Genomic DNA, 17,783 nt, shown 5'->3' on the forward strand with positions numbered 1-17,783 from the left:
TAGAAAGCCTGCACACATTTGACATACTCTATTACATTCGGAATTACTTGATTTACAGCATTCTGCAGCAACTTTAGTAATACTAAGAACGTGTCCTAGAGATAGCCAAGGAGCTAACCATGAAACTGTTCAATTTAGTATGTGCAACCTCGCTTTTGATCGCAGGTACCGCATCTGCGGCAGACTTTGTTGCTGCGGATAATAGTAAAGCGACTAAAGTTTGTATGTCGGTAGTCAAAGACAATAAGATTCACTTGTTCCACACCATTAAAGAAAACCACCTAAAAAGACGTGTTGTAGAAGAAAAACTACACTGTAATGATATGCCAGTCGGCAAATTTGCAGCAACCTACGGATTTAATAAGGCTGCGGACTTCCTTGGTGTAGACAGTAATGTAGAAACCAGTATTAAAGACATCGCTAAACTTGATAAAAAGACCATTTTTGTCTCAGGTTCAAAGTAGCCATGTCGACATATTTGTAAACAAAAAAGCAAGGCGTAGCAATCCCTGACTGCGCCTTTTTCTTTGTTCAGCTATACAACTGCAGCCAATAACCCAAATAGACCCCCAAAGACGCCTCCCCATACAACTAACCAACCTAAGTGAGTCTTAATCATGTTTTGTACAATCTCCTTTACCATTTTCGGCGTTAGCTCATTAAGTCGCTCATCTACCGCTTTTTCAATGGTTTGATGTAAATCATCACCGAGTAGACCGTTACTAAGCGACTCACTAATTGCAGCATCAAACTCAGGCTGTTCACCGAGCTCAACTATTGCTAATCGCATTTTCTCAATAAATGGCTCTCGCAGCGGTTGCACAGCTTCAGTTCCACCAAACATCTGCAGCATCGCACCAAATTGCGACGCATCAATGACACTTAACAAACGGTCAAACGCTGGATTTAAATCGACTTTATTGGCTATCGGCGCCAAGTCAAACTTTGGATGCTCCTTGCCGAGAAATTTTTCTAGTTTTTCTTTACTAAAAAACTCGCTCAAAATGAGCTCTCGAATCGATGCTTTAAACGATTCGAACTTAAGCGTAATAATCCCTGAACCATAGAGGAAAGGCACTTTCTCAAATAACATATGTACTGCTAACCAATTCGTCAGAGCACCAGATAGAGCAAACAATCCAACCGAAAACAACACGTCGTTTTCTAGTGCGAAGCCAGTACCTGTTAGCAGTATCGCGAGTAAATTGGTGATGATATTTTTATTCAATGTACTTCCCTTGGATAAAATGACAGACGCGATATTTTATTTTTTTTAGAAAAAGGCCTCAAGTATTTGTGATCTTGAGAATTTCAACCATATTTTAGAGTAAGTGAATATGTTGGATCTAGCTTATGTGGAACAAAGTCAACCAACAAATCTCTGAATCTCTCCATGACACTTTTGAGTTTACTTCAAAGCAAACCTTAAAAAGTTATGGGTCTAAAAAACTTTATAAGATTGCAGACGATACCCATCGATTTTTGGTCAAAGTAGCCCCAATTCAGGCTTTAGAGCGCTTTGAATGTGAAGCATCTAATCGTGAAAAGCTTATTCGCGACTCTGATTTCCTCGTGGCCGATACAATTACGCTAGGTACGAGTGTTGAGTTCTGCTTTATTGTGCTGGAATGGTTAGAACTTGATCATCGCAATGAAAACTGGCTTGAGTGCGGTCAAAGCCTTGCTAAAATGCACCAACGTCATGAACAGGAAATGTACGGCCTGGAAGAAGATAATTATATTCATGAGCTGCCGCAACCAAATCAATGGCACAAAAAATGGGAAGTTTTTTTTGCTGAGGAAAGAATTGGTTGGCAACTGCAACTGCTTGCTGAAAAAGGGATTATCCTCACTGATATTGACACATTTGTGGAGCAGCTTAAGCCACTCCTTCCGCACCAAGTTCAACCGTCTCTGGTTCATGGTAATTTTTGGCATGGTAACATTGGCTTTAGCCATCAAAAACCCGTGCTATTTTCCCCAGCTTGCTATTACGGTGATAGAGAAGTTGATATTGCGATGGCTTCGTTATTCGCTCCGCTGCCAGATGACTTCTATCGTGGTTACGAGTCTATCTATCCACTCGCAGAAAATGCACCTGAGCGATTAGATATTTATCGCTTATATCCTCTTTTAGTGCAAGCAAACTTGTTTGCTGGCAAGTACATACGGGACGCGGCTGAACAAGTGCAAGCCCTGCTCAAATAACTGCCATATTTTCGTCACAATGCGCTATAGTTAAAAGGTATTTAGTTTGGCCAATTCAGGTGGAGGGCCAATGAAAAACCTATATCAACAACGTATTGAATGTCCTCATTGTGGACATCATATTTTTGTCAATCTTGATGCGAGTGAAGGCGATCAGGACTACTACGAAGACTGTGCTGCTTGTTGCAATCCAATACACCTAAATATGCACTTAGACCAACTGCACAATAAGCTTGAGCTTAGGGTTGATAGCGACGACGAGCAAGTGTTTTAACCAAAGCAGAAGTGCTATAGATAAAGGGCAGCTCATTTGCGAGCTGCTTATCAGGTTGGCACAACATCAGCCTGTACTTTTGGTGCCTACAGATAGACGTAAAGGGTATTACTCGGGCAAGGTACTAGTTGTGCTTCAATAGAGTTTGCTTTTTCATATAGTTTTCAACGGTATTAATAATCGTATAGGTTTGTTGGTCAACCTCAATATTCACCGTATCTCCCACACGCATCGTACCCAAATTGGTAAGCGCCAGCGTTTCAGGTATTAGGTGTAACCAAAAGCCGGTATGATCAAGCTCCCCCACTGTCAAACTCGCACCATTTACCGCGATAAAGCCTTTGTACATAACATACTTATGCCAGACTTCTGGCAACGCTACATGCATCCTACAATTGCCTTCGTTGCGATGTATTTCACTGATATTCGCGCTTGTTTGAATGTGACCTGAAATTATATGTCCGCCGAGTTCTGTCCCAAACGTCATCGAGCGTTCAAAATTTACCTGCGACCCTCTTTGTACCTCACCTAGATTAGTGAGTCTCAATGTTTCATCAATCACATCAAAGCAAACTTGCCCTACCACATCATTTTCTGGCTGTTCGAAGTGCACCACCGTTAGGCAGCATCCGTTAATTGCGATGCTCGCTCCCAAGGTCAGCTTATCAAGGTATTCAGCACCAACAGAAATAACTAATTTTAAAATATTATCGACCTGCTTTGCCGACACCACCGTCGCTTTTGTTTGAACAATTCCTGTAAACATATCTACCCTCTTAATTTATCCTTGAGATTGTAGCGAAATCGCACTAAGAGATGTACTTAATTTGTATTGAATATCCAACTAGATAAAATTAGTTGCGACCGCTAGCCGCAAAATTTTGCTAAAAACAAAGCACTAAAATAAACTTACGTTTTTACGCCTTAAGTAGTATCTCACCATGAATTTTTCAACTTGGGAAGCCAGACGCTTGCTTCAACTTGCGATCCCCGTTTTTCTCGCTCAAGTTACTTTAGTTTTAATGACCGTCGTTGATACGATGATGGCAGGTCAAGTCAGTGCTGAGGACTTGGCTGCTCTTTCTATTGCTACGGGTGTTTGGAACCCTTTGATTTTTAGTTTACAAGGGATCTTACTTGCACTTACGAGTATTGTTGCGCATTGCCATGGTGCTAATGACATCGCAGGGATCAAACGATTTTTCCAGCAAAGCTTGTATCTTGCTTTAGCGCTTTTTACCGTCGGTTTGGTTTTAGCGAACTTTACTTCTATGGTTTTTTCAAATATAGGAGCAAGTGAGAATGTTCAGACCCTCGCTCAAGGCTATATTGATTTTGTGAAATGGGGTCTCTTGGGCTTTTTGATCTTTACGGTATACCGCAATGTCACCGAAGGGATCGGCCAAACAAAGCCTGCTTTTTACATCAGTATTGTTGGTCTTTGTATCAATGTCGTTGCTAACTATATTTTCATCTATGGTAAATTTGGCGCGCCAGCGCTTGGTAGTGCGGGCTGTGGCCTCGCTACATCTATCGTGCTTTGGTCAATGGCAATTGCACAGTGGGTGTATAGCTTGAAGAGTAAACACATAGATGGAAAGGCCCTAATCAGCGGTTTTACTAAACCAAGTCTATCTATGATGAAATATGTTGCAGCACTTGGCTTTCCAATTGCATTGGCAACCTTCTTTGAAGTTACGCTATTCGCGTGCATTCCTTTATTTATTGCAGATCTAGGTCCTATTTCCGTATCTGGTCACCAAATTGCTGCCAGCGTCACTACTATGCTGTTTATGATGCCTTTAAGTTTGTCGATGGCTATTGCAATACGGATCGGTAATCTAACTGGACAAGGTGCCTTAGACCAACTCAAACTTTCAGTGAATACCGCGTTTCTTTTGGCCACCTTAATTGCACTATTTGTCGCTCTCATTACGTATATAGGAAGAGATCAGATTGTTTGGCTCTATACCAACAATACTGAAGTAGCCGCTCTTGCAACCAGCATTATGGTACTGGCTTGTTTGTATCAATTACCCGATGCATTACAAGTCTCAGCAAATGGTGTGTTAAGGGGGCTCAAATATACTAAACCAATATCTTGGGTTACCTTTGTATCATATTGGCTAATTGGGTTTTCGTTAGGCTATGTATTAGCAAAGACCGATTTAATAACGCCTGCGATGGGTCCTCAAGGCTTTTGGATTGGTATTATTATTGGCTTGAGTACGGCGGCAGTATTATTGGTGACATGCGTAAACAAACGGGTGAAATTTGAGATTAGTCAAGCGAATAGCTAGTACGCTAATACTTTTTACTTTGGCCGGCTGCAGCAAGCAGCCGAGCGATATTGCTGTTGAATATCAACAACGTTTGGCGAGCGCGACTGACATAGAGGTGGTACACACAGCACCACTTTACAATCCGGAGGTACAAAAAGTACCATTGCCGACAAGTGAGCTAACTATCTCTATGTTAGACATCGTGACCGCTGGACACTGCAAAGTCACAAATCTCATCGCTGCGCACAATAATCAATTAGGGAAAGTTAGTTACCCAAGCGAACGCTTGAAATACAACATCTTATTTATTCAACAAGCGCCTCACTGCATTCAGCACCCAAACACAAGCGACGAGCTGCAACAAACATTAACTCAAGCAGTTCAGGAAAAGAAACAACAGCTTCCACGTTACTTTCTTCATATGATGACATTTGAAAGAGAATTGGCAAGTTTGAGTTTGTTACTCGCTGAAGAGGTGCCGCTAGAGCTGCCAGCAGCCCACAGCAACATGCTAGAGGCCGTTAACGAGCTTGCAGAGCTGGTAATAAACATGGATACGCCAGAAAATCTCAGTCCAACTACACTCACACCCGCTATAAAGATGCTTTCTCAGCGATTTATCTCATCTTTGGTGACGAGCGTTCGTAAACAGACTCAGCTGAATAATGCGACTACAAGCCAATTACAACAACTTAGGCTGAGAGATGATATTTGCAAAAGTGGCGGAAATAAAAAGCAGGCACAGATCATAAACAATATCTTCAATAAGTATTATTTATCCGTTCTTCAGCCTTATCAGGCGATGCTCTCTCTTTCTATGGAAGAGTTGATCTCAGCCTGGCAACCTATCCACCTATTGTATCAAAATAATAACCTTGCCGATCCGCTCACGCTTCAACAACACCTGGATAACCTTAAAGATTCTGCGAAAGCACACGTAAAATGGTGGCAAAAATTTTACGAGCTGTGTGAAATCCCTCCAGTATGAACAAAAAAAAGGCAAACAATCAAAAAATTACTGAAAGCCGCTTGATCCGTTAGCTGAGTCACTATATATTACAACGCGTTGACAGGCACAGACCTGAAAACAATTAATAAGAAAATGTTATTGTACGACCGTAGCTCAGTTGGTTAGAGCACTACCTTGACATGGTAGGGGTCGGTGGTTCGAATCCACTCGGTCGTACCAAATCTTATAATACAACCGTAGCTCAGTTGGTTAGAGCACTACCTTGACATGGTAGGGGTCGGTGGTTCGAATCCACTCGGTTGTACCACTCCACAATATTTAACTATCTAGTTAAATCCAAAAAGAAAAAGCATTACCTACTCTATAACCCGCGCCAAGGGTCGATAATTCGGATCCACTCGTTGTACCAATTTTAAATCTTTATAATTCAACTAAAGTCGAAAAAGATAGCACTTTCTCCACTATAATCAGGTCTATATTAAATTATTTCATTAGCATGATAAGTAAAAAAGGTACAGAGTAATAGATTAACTTTCAGGCTTTGGGGTAGGAACAGTGAAAAGGAATTTAGCATACGATGGCCTACGTGGCTGGCTGCTAATTATTATTGCCTGTAACCATTTATATGGTCACTTCGTCCCTCAACTCACTAGAGCACCCTTAGGTTTTGTAACAGCAGCTGAGGGTTTCGTATTCTTGTCTGGATTTGTCGCATATCTTGTCTACGGACGGTTAAGCAGTAATAAAACACAGCTTCAACGCAAAGTATGGCGGCGCTGTTTAACCATATATGGATTTCATATTACAGCCATTACCATCAGTTTCATATTCGTTTGGATATTTCCGTTTTATATCCAACAATGGACAGTTTTTTTTAATGCAGCAAATTGGTTCAACAATCCCTTTCAAAGTTATATTTCGGCTATTTTATTGCTTGAACACCCAGGTTATCATGACATACTTATCTTATATCTTGTGCCAATGATATTTCTGCCTTTTGCAATACTTGCTATAAATCGTGGCCAACTTTGGTTAGTCGCAACTTCTTCTGTCCTGATATGGCTTTTATCGCAACACGTCACAATTCAGCCTTTAGCTGGTCCATTTAACGTTATATTTCCCGATATCACAATTAATGTGAGCTACTTTGACCCTTTAGCGTGGCAAATATACTTTTATATGGGTTTTATTCTAAGCTACCTAAAACACCATAAAGGCTATTCTTTTGATTTTCCCATTGCCGTACGGATATGCTTGCTCACATGTATCACCGCTCTGTTTATTACTAAACATTGGTTTCCAGCACTGATGGAGCCGTATCTCTTAGGAAGTGGTAATGCCTCAGTAGTTTATCAATTGAGTTTATTATTAGCCGTTTACCTGTTTATGTTATTAAACCGGCATATACCGAGGCTCTTTACGCTGAAGTATCCCGTATTTTTAGGGCAACATGCGTTACCCGTATTTGCTTTCCATACCGTAGTCATTTACTTTCTGCAACCTTGGAGCCAGGCTTACACAACGCAAACTTGGTATTGGGATTTACTCATCTGCATATTTTTCATCGGGTTACTTGCGATACCTGCAAAACTTGACCAAAGATGGCGTTCCAGCAACCGAAGAAACCAACTTGGAGTACAGAGCAAGGCAGCGTAAATGCGTGGTGTTTGGGAAGATTCAGTCTTTATCCACTGTAAACCTCTTTGTCATTCCTTGACTCGCTGGAGATACAAGGCGGTAACCCAGTTTTTTATAAAAAGCAGGTTCGTCCGCAATCATTGAAACATAAGAGCCCGGCAAAACATTTGTTGCTAAGTAACCATCAATATATTCCATCACTGTACGCCCTAATCCCTGCCCTTGATAAAGCGGATTGACGGCAACATCGACGACCTCAAAATTGCAACCACCGTCTCCAACCACTCGCCCCATCGCCACAAGTTGTTCGTTATGTCGAATTGCAACCCCGTATAATGAGTTAGGTAGTCCCCTTGTGGCTGCTTCTAAAGATTTTGCAGATAATCCAGCGGCTATTCGCAAATCACAATATTCCTCTGGGCAAGGTACTTTCTCTTCAATTTTGAACGTCAAAATAATCACTCCTCTAATCACTAAGAGTGATAGCATAACAACTGTATAAATAAACAGTCAACTAACTCTAACTATCACCTTCCCGAGGTTCTGGTTGTGTTCGAGAATATCGTGGGCTTGCTCAATTTCATCCCAATATAACTCCTTATATATTGGTATCTTCATTGTCTGATCCGGCAGGTCCGAGCCAAACTCATTCAGAAAATCTTTCACTAATTCCGTTTTATAGTCCAATGAGCGGTTTCTCAACGTACTTCCGTGCAAGTTAAACCTTTTCGCGAGTAACTTGGCAAAGTCTAGTTCTGTATATCTTCCGCCTAGCATAGCGAGCATCACACAGTGACAATCCATTGCTGCAACTCTCAGGTTCGCTCTGAGGTATTCACCACCGACTGGATCAAGAATGACATTTGCTTTCAAACCAAGCTTTTTCATTTCTTCAGCAAAATCACAGTCTAAATAATTAATAGTGTAATCCGCCCCCAGAGCCTTTGCGTACTTGGCCTTTTCCTTGCTACTTTGGGTCGTAATGACCGTTGCACCTAGCCTTTTTGCAATCCTTATGGCAGCACTGCCAACACCCGAAGCTCCGCCATGGCACAGTAAAATCCCATTAGAATTTAGCTGCCCAGTTCGCACAATCGCATCATAGGCCGTAAGATATACTTCTGCTAAGCCTGCCGCATAACTCAATGACAAGCCTTTGGTTAACGGCATGAGTAATTCACTTTGTGCAACCACGTACTCAGCATAGCCGCCTCCAGAGGTTAAACAGAACACTTGATCACCAAGTAAATATTCAAACTCAGGAGACGCCACTTGAACTATCGTTCCAGACACTTCCAGACCCAATATCTCACTATCGCCTTCAGGCGCAGGGTATTTCCCTTGCTTTTGCAAAATGTCTGCTCTATTAACCCCAAACGCATGCACTTTGATTAGCACTTGCTTTGCACTCAATGTTGGTGTTTCGGTGTACTGGATTTGAAGCTGAGAAGATGCGTGACTGATATAACGCATCTTCTTTGGGATCACTGAACTTTTTTCCATACTTCCTTCTCGACGAACTTACCATCTTCATACAGTTCATGATGCCATAAATTACCATCAATCTTGTAGCTGAATGACATCGTTCGACCGAGTAAGGTAGTAACATTTCCATATTCATAGGTTTCGATAAATCTATCTCCCTCTATTTTGTAACTCCCTCCACCAGCGTATTTAAACTTTCCTTCACTTTGCGTAATGTAGCTGTGGTGAGCCTCAGTAATTAACTTTATCGACGTCAAGCTCGGCGCTTGCGCTGATACAATGCCATCGGTAGTGGCATATTTTCCCTCAACAAACTCCCAAGTACCTAAAAGTGGGTTTGCCAAAGCAACAGGACTCAATAACAATAAACTAAATGCGGTGACTTTCATCTTATTTCCTTTTAACGTTGTTTTATTCAGTTTTACACAATCACCCAATCAGGTCAGTTGAGATAATCTCAACATCAAGAATGAAATAATGCGTTCTCAGGTCTACTTACGAAGTAACCCTTGTAGAGAAAATAATGAAATTATTAATGCTAATACTGTCGTTAAATTTAATTGTATCTACACAGGCAGCCGAAATTGAAATCGAATATAAGGGCTGGATAAGTAGCAGCGATAAACAACATGTGGAAACGTGGCTAAAGCGCGGTGTTGAAACAACAGAGCATTCCTTGGGAACACTACAACAGCAGACGCTTCCATTTATTGTTGAACCGAGCTTATTCGCATCTGAGCCAGTGCCATGGGGTATGGTTCAACGTGGCGAACCCGATGCTATTCTACTCCAAATCAAACGATTTACCTCAAGCCGAGTGCTGATTAAAGATTGGACCTTGTACCATGAAATTGCTCACCTTTATCATCCTTTGCTTGACCACTCAGATTTCTGGCTTGCAGAAGGACTTGCTACCTATTTACAAAATGTCATTATGCTAGAGAACAATATTTTTAATGTTGGGGAGTTTCATACAAGATTAATTTCAGGGCTCAGCCGAGGCGCAAAAAATACGCTAATGAATAAAGGGTCACTTAAAAGAGTGAGCGAACAAATGTGGTCATTAAACGCGCAACAAAGAGTCTATTGGAGTGGGGTTGCATTCTTTATAGAAGCAGAAATTGCACTACAGGATATGGGCAACAAGAATACTATCAGAACGCTTATTTCCTTATTTCAGCAGTGCTGTAAAAGCAGTGTAATATCGGGAGACAAAAACAGTGGACGTTTATTTATTGCGAGCCTAGATAAACTATCCAAAACCACCATATTTTCCAATCTATATGCTAACTATAAGCAGCGGAAGGATTTCCCTAACTTAAGTAAAACTCAAATCTATAGTCTGCAGCCATTAAGATAAAGTGTTTTATAGCATCCTTGAACGGTCACTCTATCCGCTGTAAATATTTATAAGGCGTAGAAAACTAAGCTTGTTTGGTTTGCTGCTTTTCTGACTCAATAGCGGCTGTCATTGCGCCAAGTAATTCAGTTAGCTGCACTTCCACACACTCTAGTTGTTTATTCTTTAGCTTAACATCCAACTCGTTTGCGATTTTATGAATATCAATACAATCAAACATCGCAGCAGTGCCTTTAATCGCGTGAACTGTTTTTGCTAACGCATCGTAATCCTGATACTTAGCTTGGTTCTTGATCTGAATGATTTGCTCATGCAGCCCAGAAATATACTGTTGCTTTAACTGATAAAATTCAGCTTCGGGCAGATCAACTTCCTCATCGACTTGGATATCCAAATAATAGGCTATTTTTTGACTGAACACGACTCTATCGATAGGTTTTGCGAGATGATCACTAAATCCAAGTTTTAAATAACGCTCAATTTCATGCTGCATGGTGTTAGCAGTTAATGCAATCACAGGCGTGCTACACCCCGTAGCCTGAATAAAGCTAAACGCCTGTTCACCATCCATTACCGGCATTTGAATATCCATTAATATCAAATCGAAATCACCATCTAGTACCGCCTGTACCGCTAGCTGACCATTTTCAACCGCCGTCACAGATAAGCCCATACGCTCTAAAATACGCTTAATAAGCTTACTATTGTCTGTGTTATCTTCAGCTAATAACACTTCACCTTTAAGCTCTTGAGTTATTTCATCAGGTATTGTGCCTTGTTCACGAACATCGCCAATTTGAGCGAGACTTTGCACCCACTTTGTTTTCTCGGTGGTATATAGGCCAACAGTAAGAGTAAAGGCAGTACCTGAACCTACCTCACTTTCTACCGAAATATCACCATCTAACTTTCTCGCTAAGCTTTTGGAAATATTTAGTCCAAGCCCTGTTCCACCATATTTCCTTGATGTGGAAGAGTCGGCTTGATAAAACGCACTGAATAATTCTTTTTGTTCATCCGCTGTCATTCCTATCCCGGTATCTCGTACCGTGATCATAAGGCGCTCGTTTTGACACGCCACATCAATCGAGATTTTACCAACCGTCGTAAACTTCATTGCGTTAGATGTGAGATTTAGTAATATCTGCCGCAATCGAGTGGGATCAATAACCACAAAATCAGGCAGTGGAAAGTGATAATTCAATGCAAACTCAAGCCCTTTATCTCTAATTTGCTTACCCAATAACGAATCGACATGCGCAATTGCTTGAAAAAGGTTTGACTCCACCAACTCAACTTCTAGTTTATTAGCCTCAATTTTAGACATATCCAAAATGTCATTAATTAGTCCAAGTACATGACGCGAGTTTTGTAAAATAACAGAGATTGCGTGATTACGCTCATGCGGCTTGATATCTCCGAGCATAATACCATCGGCATAACCAATAATTGACGTCATTGGTGTTCTTATTTCATGGCTCATGTTCGCCAAAAATCGACTTTTTGCCTCACTAGCATCTCTAAGCTCTGAGGCCACCTGCTCTAACTCATAAGTACGTTTTAACACCTTTGCTTCAAGGTTTTTATTGAGCTCTATATTTTCTTCACTGGTTATTCTAAATTTGTCCGCAACCGCAAAAGCCAACAGTAATGCATCAAGCGCAGTACCTATTAAACCGTAAAGATATAAGTTACTCGACGATTCAGGCAGCAAACTTAAGTTAGTTAAATTGCCCACCATATTGGGGATCGCCATTGCGATATATGCCATCACAAAATAACGAGCTGGTTTAAAGCCCTCAACCCAGCGCTTAATGCCGACAAATAGTCCGAAACAGAGCGCTAATCCCGTTACCAATGTTGCCCAAATAAAGCCAAAACCTGGGAAAAGAATACAAAACGGTAGTCCAAGAGCAGCTATCACTCCAAGCCAGATAGAAATCGACACATAGTTTGGATGAACATCCTTGAGTTTTAAAAGATGGATATAAAATAACGCGTTGGTTAATGGCGCAAGCGCAAAACCTAACCAATGCAAGTTTGCAGAGTAAAATCCAAATAGCTCGTCGGGAATATGAAAGAAATGGCTCCATGCAAATACCCACACACAAGTGAATAATGCGTAATAAAAATGAGTGATATCTTTCGAGCCGATGTAGATTAATAAGTTATATAGCCCAAGAACAATACCGACACCAAAACAAAGCGTCATGATAAGGTTTTCATAGACCACTTCCTGCTGAAAATCTCTCAGAGGCTCAATGGTCAATTTTACAGGAGTGTAAAAGAAATCACTCTCGAAGAGCGTAACGATATAATAATCTTGGTTCGGTTCTAACGTGACTTGATTACCATAATGAAATGCAAATTCATTTTCGACCTTGCCCCCAGAAAAAACTCGCAAGACCGTTTCTGGTGTATATATCCTCGACTCAATTTTGCTCAATACCGTATTGTATGGATAGAGCACAAATTCATTCAATGGCGTTTCATTTCTGACTTTAGTCACCAAGAAATAACGACCAGAAAACAGCGCTCTCTTCTTTAGTGGCTCATGAATAGATTCCCATGCACTCAACTCATCCCAGCTTTGAGGAAACCTTGTACTAGAACTTGCCTCATAAGCCTTTCCAACATGATGTAAATTTTGATATTGCCAAGGCTGCGTCAATTTCAACACAGCCTGATCTGCATAGGCGAAACTAGAACACAGAATTATGCTGAAAATGATCAGTAGTAAACGCATTCTAGCCAGTTACCTTAGTAAAGTTACCTGTGGTTCGGTATTTAATCTGCAAGTTTTCTACCCCCAAGTCAGGTGACTTATCTCTATATAGTGCTCAAAAAAAATCAAAAGCGATATGTTACATCCATGCCTACCCTTCTCCCCTCACCTTTAAAGTCTTCCAACATTCCCAAAAAGCTACTTAGGTCAAATTTAAGATGGCTATACTCTTTATCTAGAAGATTTTTACCCCAAATACCTAACTGCCAGTCTCTATACTCCACCTGTAGATTGGCATTCCAAAGCATATAACTGGGCTGCTTAGCATAGGGAGATTCGTTTTGGTCAAAGTAATATTCGCTTTGATAATCAAATGCTATTCTACTTTTTATACTAACTTCATCCCAATTAAATGCATAATTTATTTGTCCAGAGATATTCCATTCGGATGTAAACGGTAAGCGATTGTCGGTCAATACAACGCCAACTGGATCAATAAATTCCTCAAAGTTAGCTTCAGGTATATACCCTATATCCAAGCTTATCTGAGTTTGCTCCGATAGATACCAAGTGTTTTCTATTTCAGCACCATAGATTTTTGACTTACCTACGTTTTCAAGTAACTGATAAGGCGGTGCTCCAGGTACTTCTGAAGCCTGATTCATAAATACCTGTTGGTCTTTATAATCATAGTAAAAAGCGGCCAAATTTGTACGAAGTTTAAGCTCATTAAATAACAGCTTTGCTCCTATTTCATGGGCGATTAGTTCTTCGGGGCCATAACTTGCCTGTATCGCGGCATCCTTCGAAATAAGGAAGCCACCGTTATAGCCGCCGCTTTTTGCACCATTAGATAAACTATAATAAACACTTTTATCTGGTTTAACTTTATGGATAACTGACAACTTTCCAGACAAATTACTATCGGACTCTTTTCCCTCAATGTCGTAGGCAGGGACTAAAATGCCAGCGAGGTTATCTCCAAACGGTACATTTAGGTATGAGAAAGAGTCATAATTTACCTTTTCATCGCTGTACCTTACTCCTACAAGTACATCTGTATGTTCACTGATTTCATATTCATATTGGCCAAACAAAGCCATTGATTTTACTTTGATATCATTGTCATAGAAAAAGGTTGCCGCACTAGCACCATTAGGGGTTCCCCTAAAATCACGTAATAAGTCATTGAAATTATCTTGGTAAATACGCTCTTCTAGTTGAAATAAGCCTACCGTCAGAAAGCCGGTTTCCATACTTTGCTCAAACCTAAGCTCATTCACCAGCTTTTCATTTTTAAGCCCTAACTCACCTTCACATAATGAAAATGGACTTCCATCACAATTAAATCCATGTATCCTATCTAAGCGATTGAAAGCCCCAAGATAAATAAGTTGAGACCGGTCATCCAGTGCATACGCGATCTCTGTTGTAACACCTTTGCTTATACTGTGATGTTTTTGATAATTATTGACCCGCACAGCCCAAAAATCGTCGCTGCCAATATTAAAGCCAAGCGCATCAACGCAGTTGCTAGTGCCCGCTTGCGCTGGAGAACATAATGAACCATCCAAAGGGTTTAAGAATAATCCGATATTCCCGACCGGCTGAACCAGTCCATTCCAATGACCATAATCTAATTTCACAAAAACACTGAACTTATCAAACTCGCCAAAATAACTTAGTCGAACATCATTTTGTTCCATATACGCCTCAGGAGCGTCAGGCTGTAAGTTATACGTTGTGTACTCATAGTTATTGTGGCTTGCGGCAAGTCGCACCGCGCTATTTTGATCTAGGCTATAGTTGAGCATCGTACGTGCTCTTGTTAAAGAATCCGAACCGCCCCCCACACTGACAGAAGCAAAATTACCATCTGTTGGGCGCGCCGTGCGCACTAAAATTGCCCCCCCAGTGGTATTTCTACCAAAAAGTGTACCTTGTGGACCTTTCAATACTTCTACTTGCTCAACATCAAACAAGTTAATGATTTGATTATTCGCAGACCCAACAGATATACCATCTAAATACACCCCAACCGGAGAAGTGTTGGCCGTATTGTAATCGACAAGTCCGACACCTCGAATGCTGACCGCTGGAGGCGTGCCCTCAGCTGCATTTTGACTGATTTTTACATTCGCAACTAAACTACCCAGTTCGGTCGTATCTTTCAGTGCCGCGTCAGTGATGACTTGTCCGGATATGGGTTTAACAGCGATAGCAACATCATTGATAGATTGCTTTCTTTTTTGAGCGTATACCTCAATGACTTCGATTTCTTCTTCGACTTGTGCTGACGTTTCCATCGAAACTACTGAGAGTAATGTTAGTGTTATCGTATTTAACAGCACATTTGGATGTGGCATAGTTTGAATCCCGAGCTATATCATGCAATTGCACTATCAGTATAGCTGAATTAAAAAGACCCCCAAACAAATGAACCCGATTACCTTTTTAAGGTTCAAGCTATCATTCATAACGCATACAAATTATACCCAGATGGGATTTAAGCCCTGCAAATTGCAAGGCTTGAAATGTAGTTGGGCTACTCCGTCAGTATGACTAACTACTCAAACGTTAAACGGCTCAAATCCTGATTCTCCACTAATGCTTTGAGGATATCCAGTGATAGCTCTACTCGTTTGCATGCCAGCCATCACAGCAGCTTCAACACAACCTGCATTGACACCGGTTTTAATCCAATCTCCGGTAATGTAGAGGTTATTGAAGACGCTGCCGTCCGTAGGTAGTCGAAATTGACTACTATCAACAACACTTAACACATAACGCTCACTGGGGTCGACATTCACCCTCCAATACTGAGTGTTGAACCTAACTTCGCCTTCATTATTATCAACATCAAACAATACGTTCCAATCGAAGTCGTCACCATGATAAGCCTCTGGCCACAGTGGCTGCATCTGTAATCTAAGTTTTTGCAATGCGTTTTCTTTTACCTGAGCTTTCATGCGTTCAGGAAACTCATGATCGCTCGGAGGTGGATAATCTGCGCAGGTAAAAGCACTACAAAAGTAGGCAATGTTCTTGGGCTGAGTATTTGGCCAATCTTCAACCTCAAGTAAATTAGACATCGCAGCCCAAGTATCAAAGGGTTGAGAAAATGCGCTTAATATTGGTGGCTCATTACTGCCAGAAGGGTCGTGAAAACCCAGTTCATTGTCAGTTTTAGTGAGCCACAACTGTAAAGCTTGAGTCGCAACAGTTTTGACCTTTTCGGCTTGCAACTTTAAGTTGTTATCTTTAGCCAATAATTGCTGGCAAAGTGGCTCAAGACCTGCCACTGAGATCCCAAAAATCACTAAATCAAAATCAGTACCTTTATTTAGTGTTTTTCTCGGTAACCTCTGTCCAAATGCTTGTTGGTAAACCGTCTCCCAATTAGACCAGTAAGACTCTAGGTTAATCTCATGTTCTTTAAGTAGTGCCGCTTGCTGCGGGTCGATTTGTTGCCACAGTGGAAAGCTTGGCCAACATGGCAAGTCTTTGACTAATTCCAGAGGCTCGTAATTTTGCGTCTCTTTTAGTTTAACCTGTTGAATTAATTGAATACTATCAACATAATGACCATCATCATCCTGTGCACAGTGTAACGACTCAACCTGATGAAAAAACGCAAACTTAACGCCTCGATGTTTGAGCAGCTCATAGATAGGAGAGAAAATAATATCTCCCATCCCCGCTTGCATTTTCCACATCACACCACCGCGATAACACAGCATAATCCGAAGCATAGCCAAAGCCGCAACTCCCGCTTCGACATTCGGCTTTTTAAAATCACCGTCCTCATAGCCAAAAACGAGGTCATAAAAGCCGCGGACAGGCGCAGACTCCACAGACAGCGATTCATTTGCGCCATTGCGCTTGAGCCACTGTTTAAAATCGTATCGATCAAGATAACCAAACCCTCGTGAATAGACTTTGTCACGGAGCATGCCAATGGTCATCGCAACACCTAAATCTATACATATATACAGACGTCTAATGACAGGGTTGTCATCAATTAAGTCGTTTACTTCAGACTGCAACCAACGCCTAATTTTTCGAACCATATACCAAACAACTAAGTGATCTTTCTTATTCTCTAAACGATGATCAGCTTCACGCACCGTTAAAAAATTACTGAGTTGCGTTATTAACAGCTTTGGTGTGGATACAACCTCTTGAACATGGTTTTCTGCGTCATCAAATAAGGTCTTGGCTTTATCTTCGACACTATCAAAAAAGCTTTTAACTTCCTGCCCCAAGTGAGCAAGCAGCGTTTTATCTCTTTCTTTTTTAGTTTTGAGTTGTGTGGATTTGTGCGTTTTCTCAACTTCACACTCCAAATCATCAACCCACTTGTGTAGCCAAGCCGCAAGTAATTTTAAAATCTGCCAAAAATGTAAATCGAGAGTGCCATTTGCTGGATTACCTGGTATCTCAGGGAAATCTACTGACCAAGTTTGCCATTGCTGGTCGATATATTCTTGCAACACCACCAAACTATGCGGTTTTAGTGCTTGTTGCCAAGTGTGAATAGGGACATCACTTGAGCGCTCAAGCTTATTATAAACTGTCTCAATTGCCCTAAAAGAATTGACATAGGCACCAAACCAAACGTGAAGACCATGCTCCTCTATACGCTCGCCGTATTCAGCATTACGACCACTCGCCCCTTTGCCCCCTAAACGCCAACCTTGCTGATAAACGGTAATATCATAGCGCTCTTGCCAATCTTCTTGTTCAGTCATGTATACCGCAGCTGTCATCGCCGAAACGCCGCCGCCAAGTATTGCTACTTTTTGTTTACTCATAAACCTTCCTTTTTCAAACGTGTTGAC

The 17,783-nt window shown here is 41.1% G+C and carries 15 protein-coding genes and 2 tRNA genes; 9 read left to right on the forward strand and 8 right to left on the reverse strand.

Features of this window, described 5'->3' with window-relative positions; all coding sequences use genetic code 11:
* The first annotated feature begins 119 nt into the window (after window positions 1–119).
* Window positions 120–464: a DUF3718 domain-containing protein gene (locus tag MHN30_RS10480; protein ID WP_039495709.1), complete on the forward strand. Its 345-nt coding sequence runs from the start codon at window positions 120–122 to the stop codon at window positions 462–464.
* Between the two features lie 71 nt (window positions 465–535).
* On the opposite strand, the gene MHN30_RS10485 is transcribed toward MHN30_RS10480, so the two are convergent.
* Window positions 536–1,228 carry a DUF445 domain-containing protein gene (locus MHN30_RS10485; protein ID WP_193521782.1) on the reverse strand — a complete coding sequence of 231 codons (693 nt, stop codon included), beginning with the start codon at window positions 1,226–1,228 and terminating at the stop codon, window positions 536–538.
* A gap of 125 nt (window positions 1,229–1,353) precedes the next feature.
* Here MHN30_RS10485 and MHN30_RS10490 point away from each other — a divergent pair, with 125 nt between their 5' ends.
* Both MHN30_RS10490 and MHN30_RS10495 read left to right on the forward strand, forming a co-directional pair.
* On the forward strand, window positions 1,354–2,208 hold the full coding sequence (locus MHN30_RS10490) for a fructosamine kinase family protein (RefSeq protein WP_045989032.1): 855 nt from the start codon (window positions 1,354–1,356) through the stop codon (window positions 2,206–2,208).
* 70 nt (window positions 2,209–2,278) lie between these two features.
* Window positions 2,279–2,482, forward strand: coding sequence for a CPXCG motif-containing cysteine-rich protein (locus MHN30_RS10495; protein WP_039495704.1), 204 nt, complete (start codon window positions 2,279–2,281; stop codon window positions 2,480–2,482).
* 124 nt (window positions 2,483–2,606) lie between these two features.
* Here the strand turns inward: MHN30_RS10495 and MHN30_RS10500 are convergent, their stop codons facing one another.
* On the reverse strand, window positions 2,607–3,248 hold the full coding sequence (locus tag MHN30_RS10500) for a riboflavin synthase subunit alpha (protein WP_239359508.1): 642 nt from the start codon (window positions 3,246–3,248) through the stop codon (window positions 2,607–2,609).
* A gap of 175 nt (window positions 3,249–3,423) precedes the next feature.
* On the opposite strand from MHN30_RS10500, the gene MHN30_RS10505 reads away from it, so the two are divergent.
* The 5 genes from MHN30_RS10505 to opgC all read left to right on the forward strand — a co-directional run bounded on the left by MHN30_RS10505 (window position 3,424) and on the right by opgC (window position 7,390).
* The gene (locus MHN30_RS10505; protein WP_239359510.1) at window positions 3,424–4,782 is read left to right on the forward strand and encodes an MATE family efflux transporter; all 1,359 of its coding nucleotides are present in this window, start codon (window positions 3,424–3,426) and stop codon (window positions 4,780–4,782) included.
* Window positions 4,757–5,752 carry a DUF3080 family protein gene (locus MHN30_RS10510; RefSeq protein ID WP_239359512.1) on the forward strand — a complete coding sequence of 332 codons (996 nt, stop codon included), beginning with the start codon at window positions 4,757–4,759 and terminating at the stop codon, window positions 5,750–5,752. The genes MHN30_RS10505 and MHN30_RS10510 overlap by 26 nt, the downstream gene beginning before the upstream one ends.
* A gap of 124 nt (window positions 5,753–5,876) precedes the next feature.
* Window positions 5,877–5,953: transfer RNA gene (locus MHN30_RS10515), tRNA-Val, on the forward strand.
* Window positions 5,954–5,964: 11 nt separating this feature from the next.
* Window positions 5,965–6,041: transfer RNA gene (locus tag MHN30_RS10520), tRNA-Val, on the forward strand.
* Between the two features lie 248 nt (window positions 6,042–6,289).
* On the forward strand, window positions 6,290–7,390 hold the full coding sequence (gene opgC, locus MHN30_RS10525) for an OpgC domain-containing protein (RefSeq protein WP_130163956.1): 1,101 nt from the start codon (window positions 6,290–6,292) through the stop codon (window positions 7,388–7,390).
* Between the two features lie 21 nt (window positions 7,391–7,411).
* On the opposite strand, the gene MHN30_RS10530 is transcribed toward opgC, so the two are convergent.
* Genes MHN30_RS10530 through MHN30_RS10540 form a run of 3 tightly spaced genes read right to left on the reverse strand, consistent with a single transcriptional unit; the run spans window position 7,412 to window position 9,246 of the window.
* On the reverse strand, window positions 7,412–7,825 hold the full coding sequence (locus MHN30_RS10530; RefSeq protein ID WP_239359514.1) for a GNAT family N-acetyltransferase: 414 nt from the start codon (window positions 7,823–7,825) through the stop codon (window positions 7,412–7,414).
* 57 nt (window positions 7,826–7,882) lie between these two features.
* A complete protein-coding gene (locus MHN30_RS10535; protein ID WP_206472824.1) occupies window positions 7,883–8,875 on the reverse strand; it encodes an NAD(P)H-quinone oxidoreductase in 993 nt (330 codons plus the stop codon).
* Window positions 8,857–9,246 (reverse strand): hypothetical protein, encoded by a 390-nt coding sequence (locus MHN30_RS10540; RefSeq protein WP_239359516.1) that lies wholly within the window; start codon window positions 9,244–9,246, stop codon window positions 8,857–8,859. The genes MHN30_RS10535 and MHN30_RS10540 overlap by 19 nt, the downstream gene beginning before the upstream one ends.
* Before the next feature lie 134 nt (window positions 9,247–9,380).
* On the opposite strand from MHN30_RS10540, the gene MHN30_RS10545 reads away from it, so the two are divergent.
* Window positions 9,381–10,217 carry a hypothetical protein gene (locus MHN30_RS10545; RefSeq protein WP_239359518.1) on the forward strand — a complete coding sequence of 279 codons (837 nt, stop codon included), beginning with the start codon at window positions 9,381–9,383 and terminating at the stop codon, window positions 10,215–10,217.
* Between the two features lie 64 nt (window positions 10,218–10,281).
* Here the strand turns inward: MHN30_RS10545 and MHN30_RS10550 are convergent, their stop codons facing one another.
* The 3 genes from MHN30_RS10550 to MHN30_RS10560 all read right to left on the reverse strand — a co-directional run bounded on the left by MHN30_RS10550 (window position 10,282) and on the right by MHN30_RS10560 (window position 17,756).
* Window positions 10,282–12,963 (reverse strand): ATP-binding protein, encoded by a 2,682-nt coding sequence (locus MHN30_RS10550; protein ID WP_239359520.1) that lies wholly within the window; start codon window positions 12,961–12,963, stop codon window positions 10,282–10,284.
* A 104-nt stretch (window positions 12,964–13,067) separates the two neighbouring features.
* Entirely contained in the window at window positions 13,068–15,308 is a 2,241-nt protein-coding gene (locus MHN30_RS10555) for a TonB-dependent receptor (protein ID WP_239359522.1), read from the reverse strand.
* Window positions 15,309–15,512: 204 nt separating this feature from the next.
* Window positions 15,513–17,756, reverse strand: a complete 2,244-nt coding sequence (locus tag MHN30_RS10560; RefSeq protein ID WP_239359524.1) for an NAD(P)-binding protein — start codon at window positions 17,754–17,756, stop codon at window positions 15,513–15,515.
* Between the last annotated feature and the right edge of the window lie 27 nt (window positions 17,757–17,783).

Origin of the sequence: Pseudoalteromonas sp. OF7H-1, from assembly GCF_022347825.1 — a bacterium.
Classification (GTDB): Bacteria; Pseudomonadota; Gammaproteobacteria; order Enterobacterales; family Alteromonadaceae; genus Pseudoalteromonas; species Pseudoalteromonas maricaloris.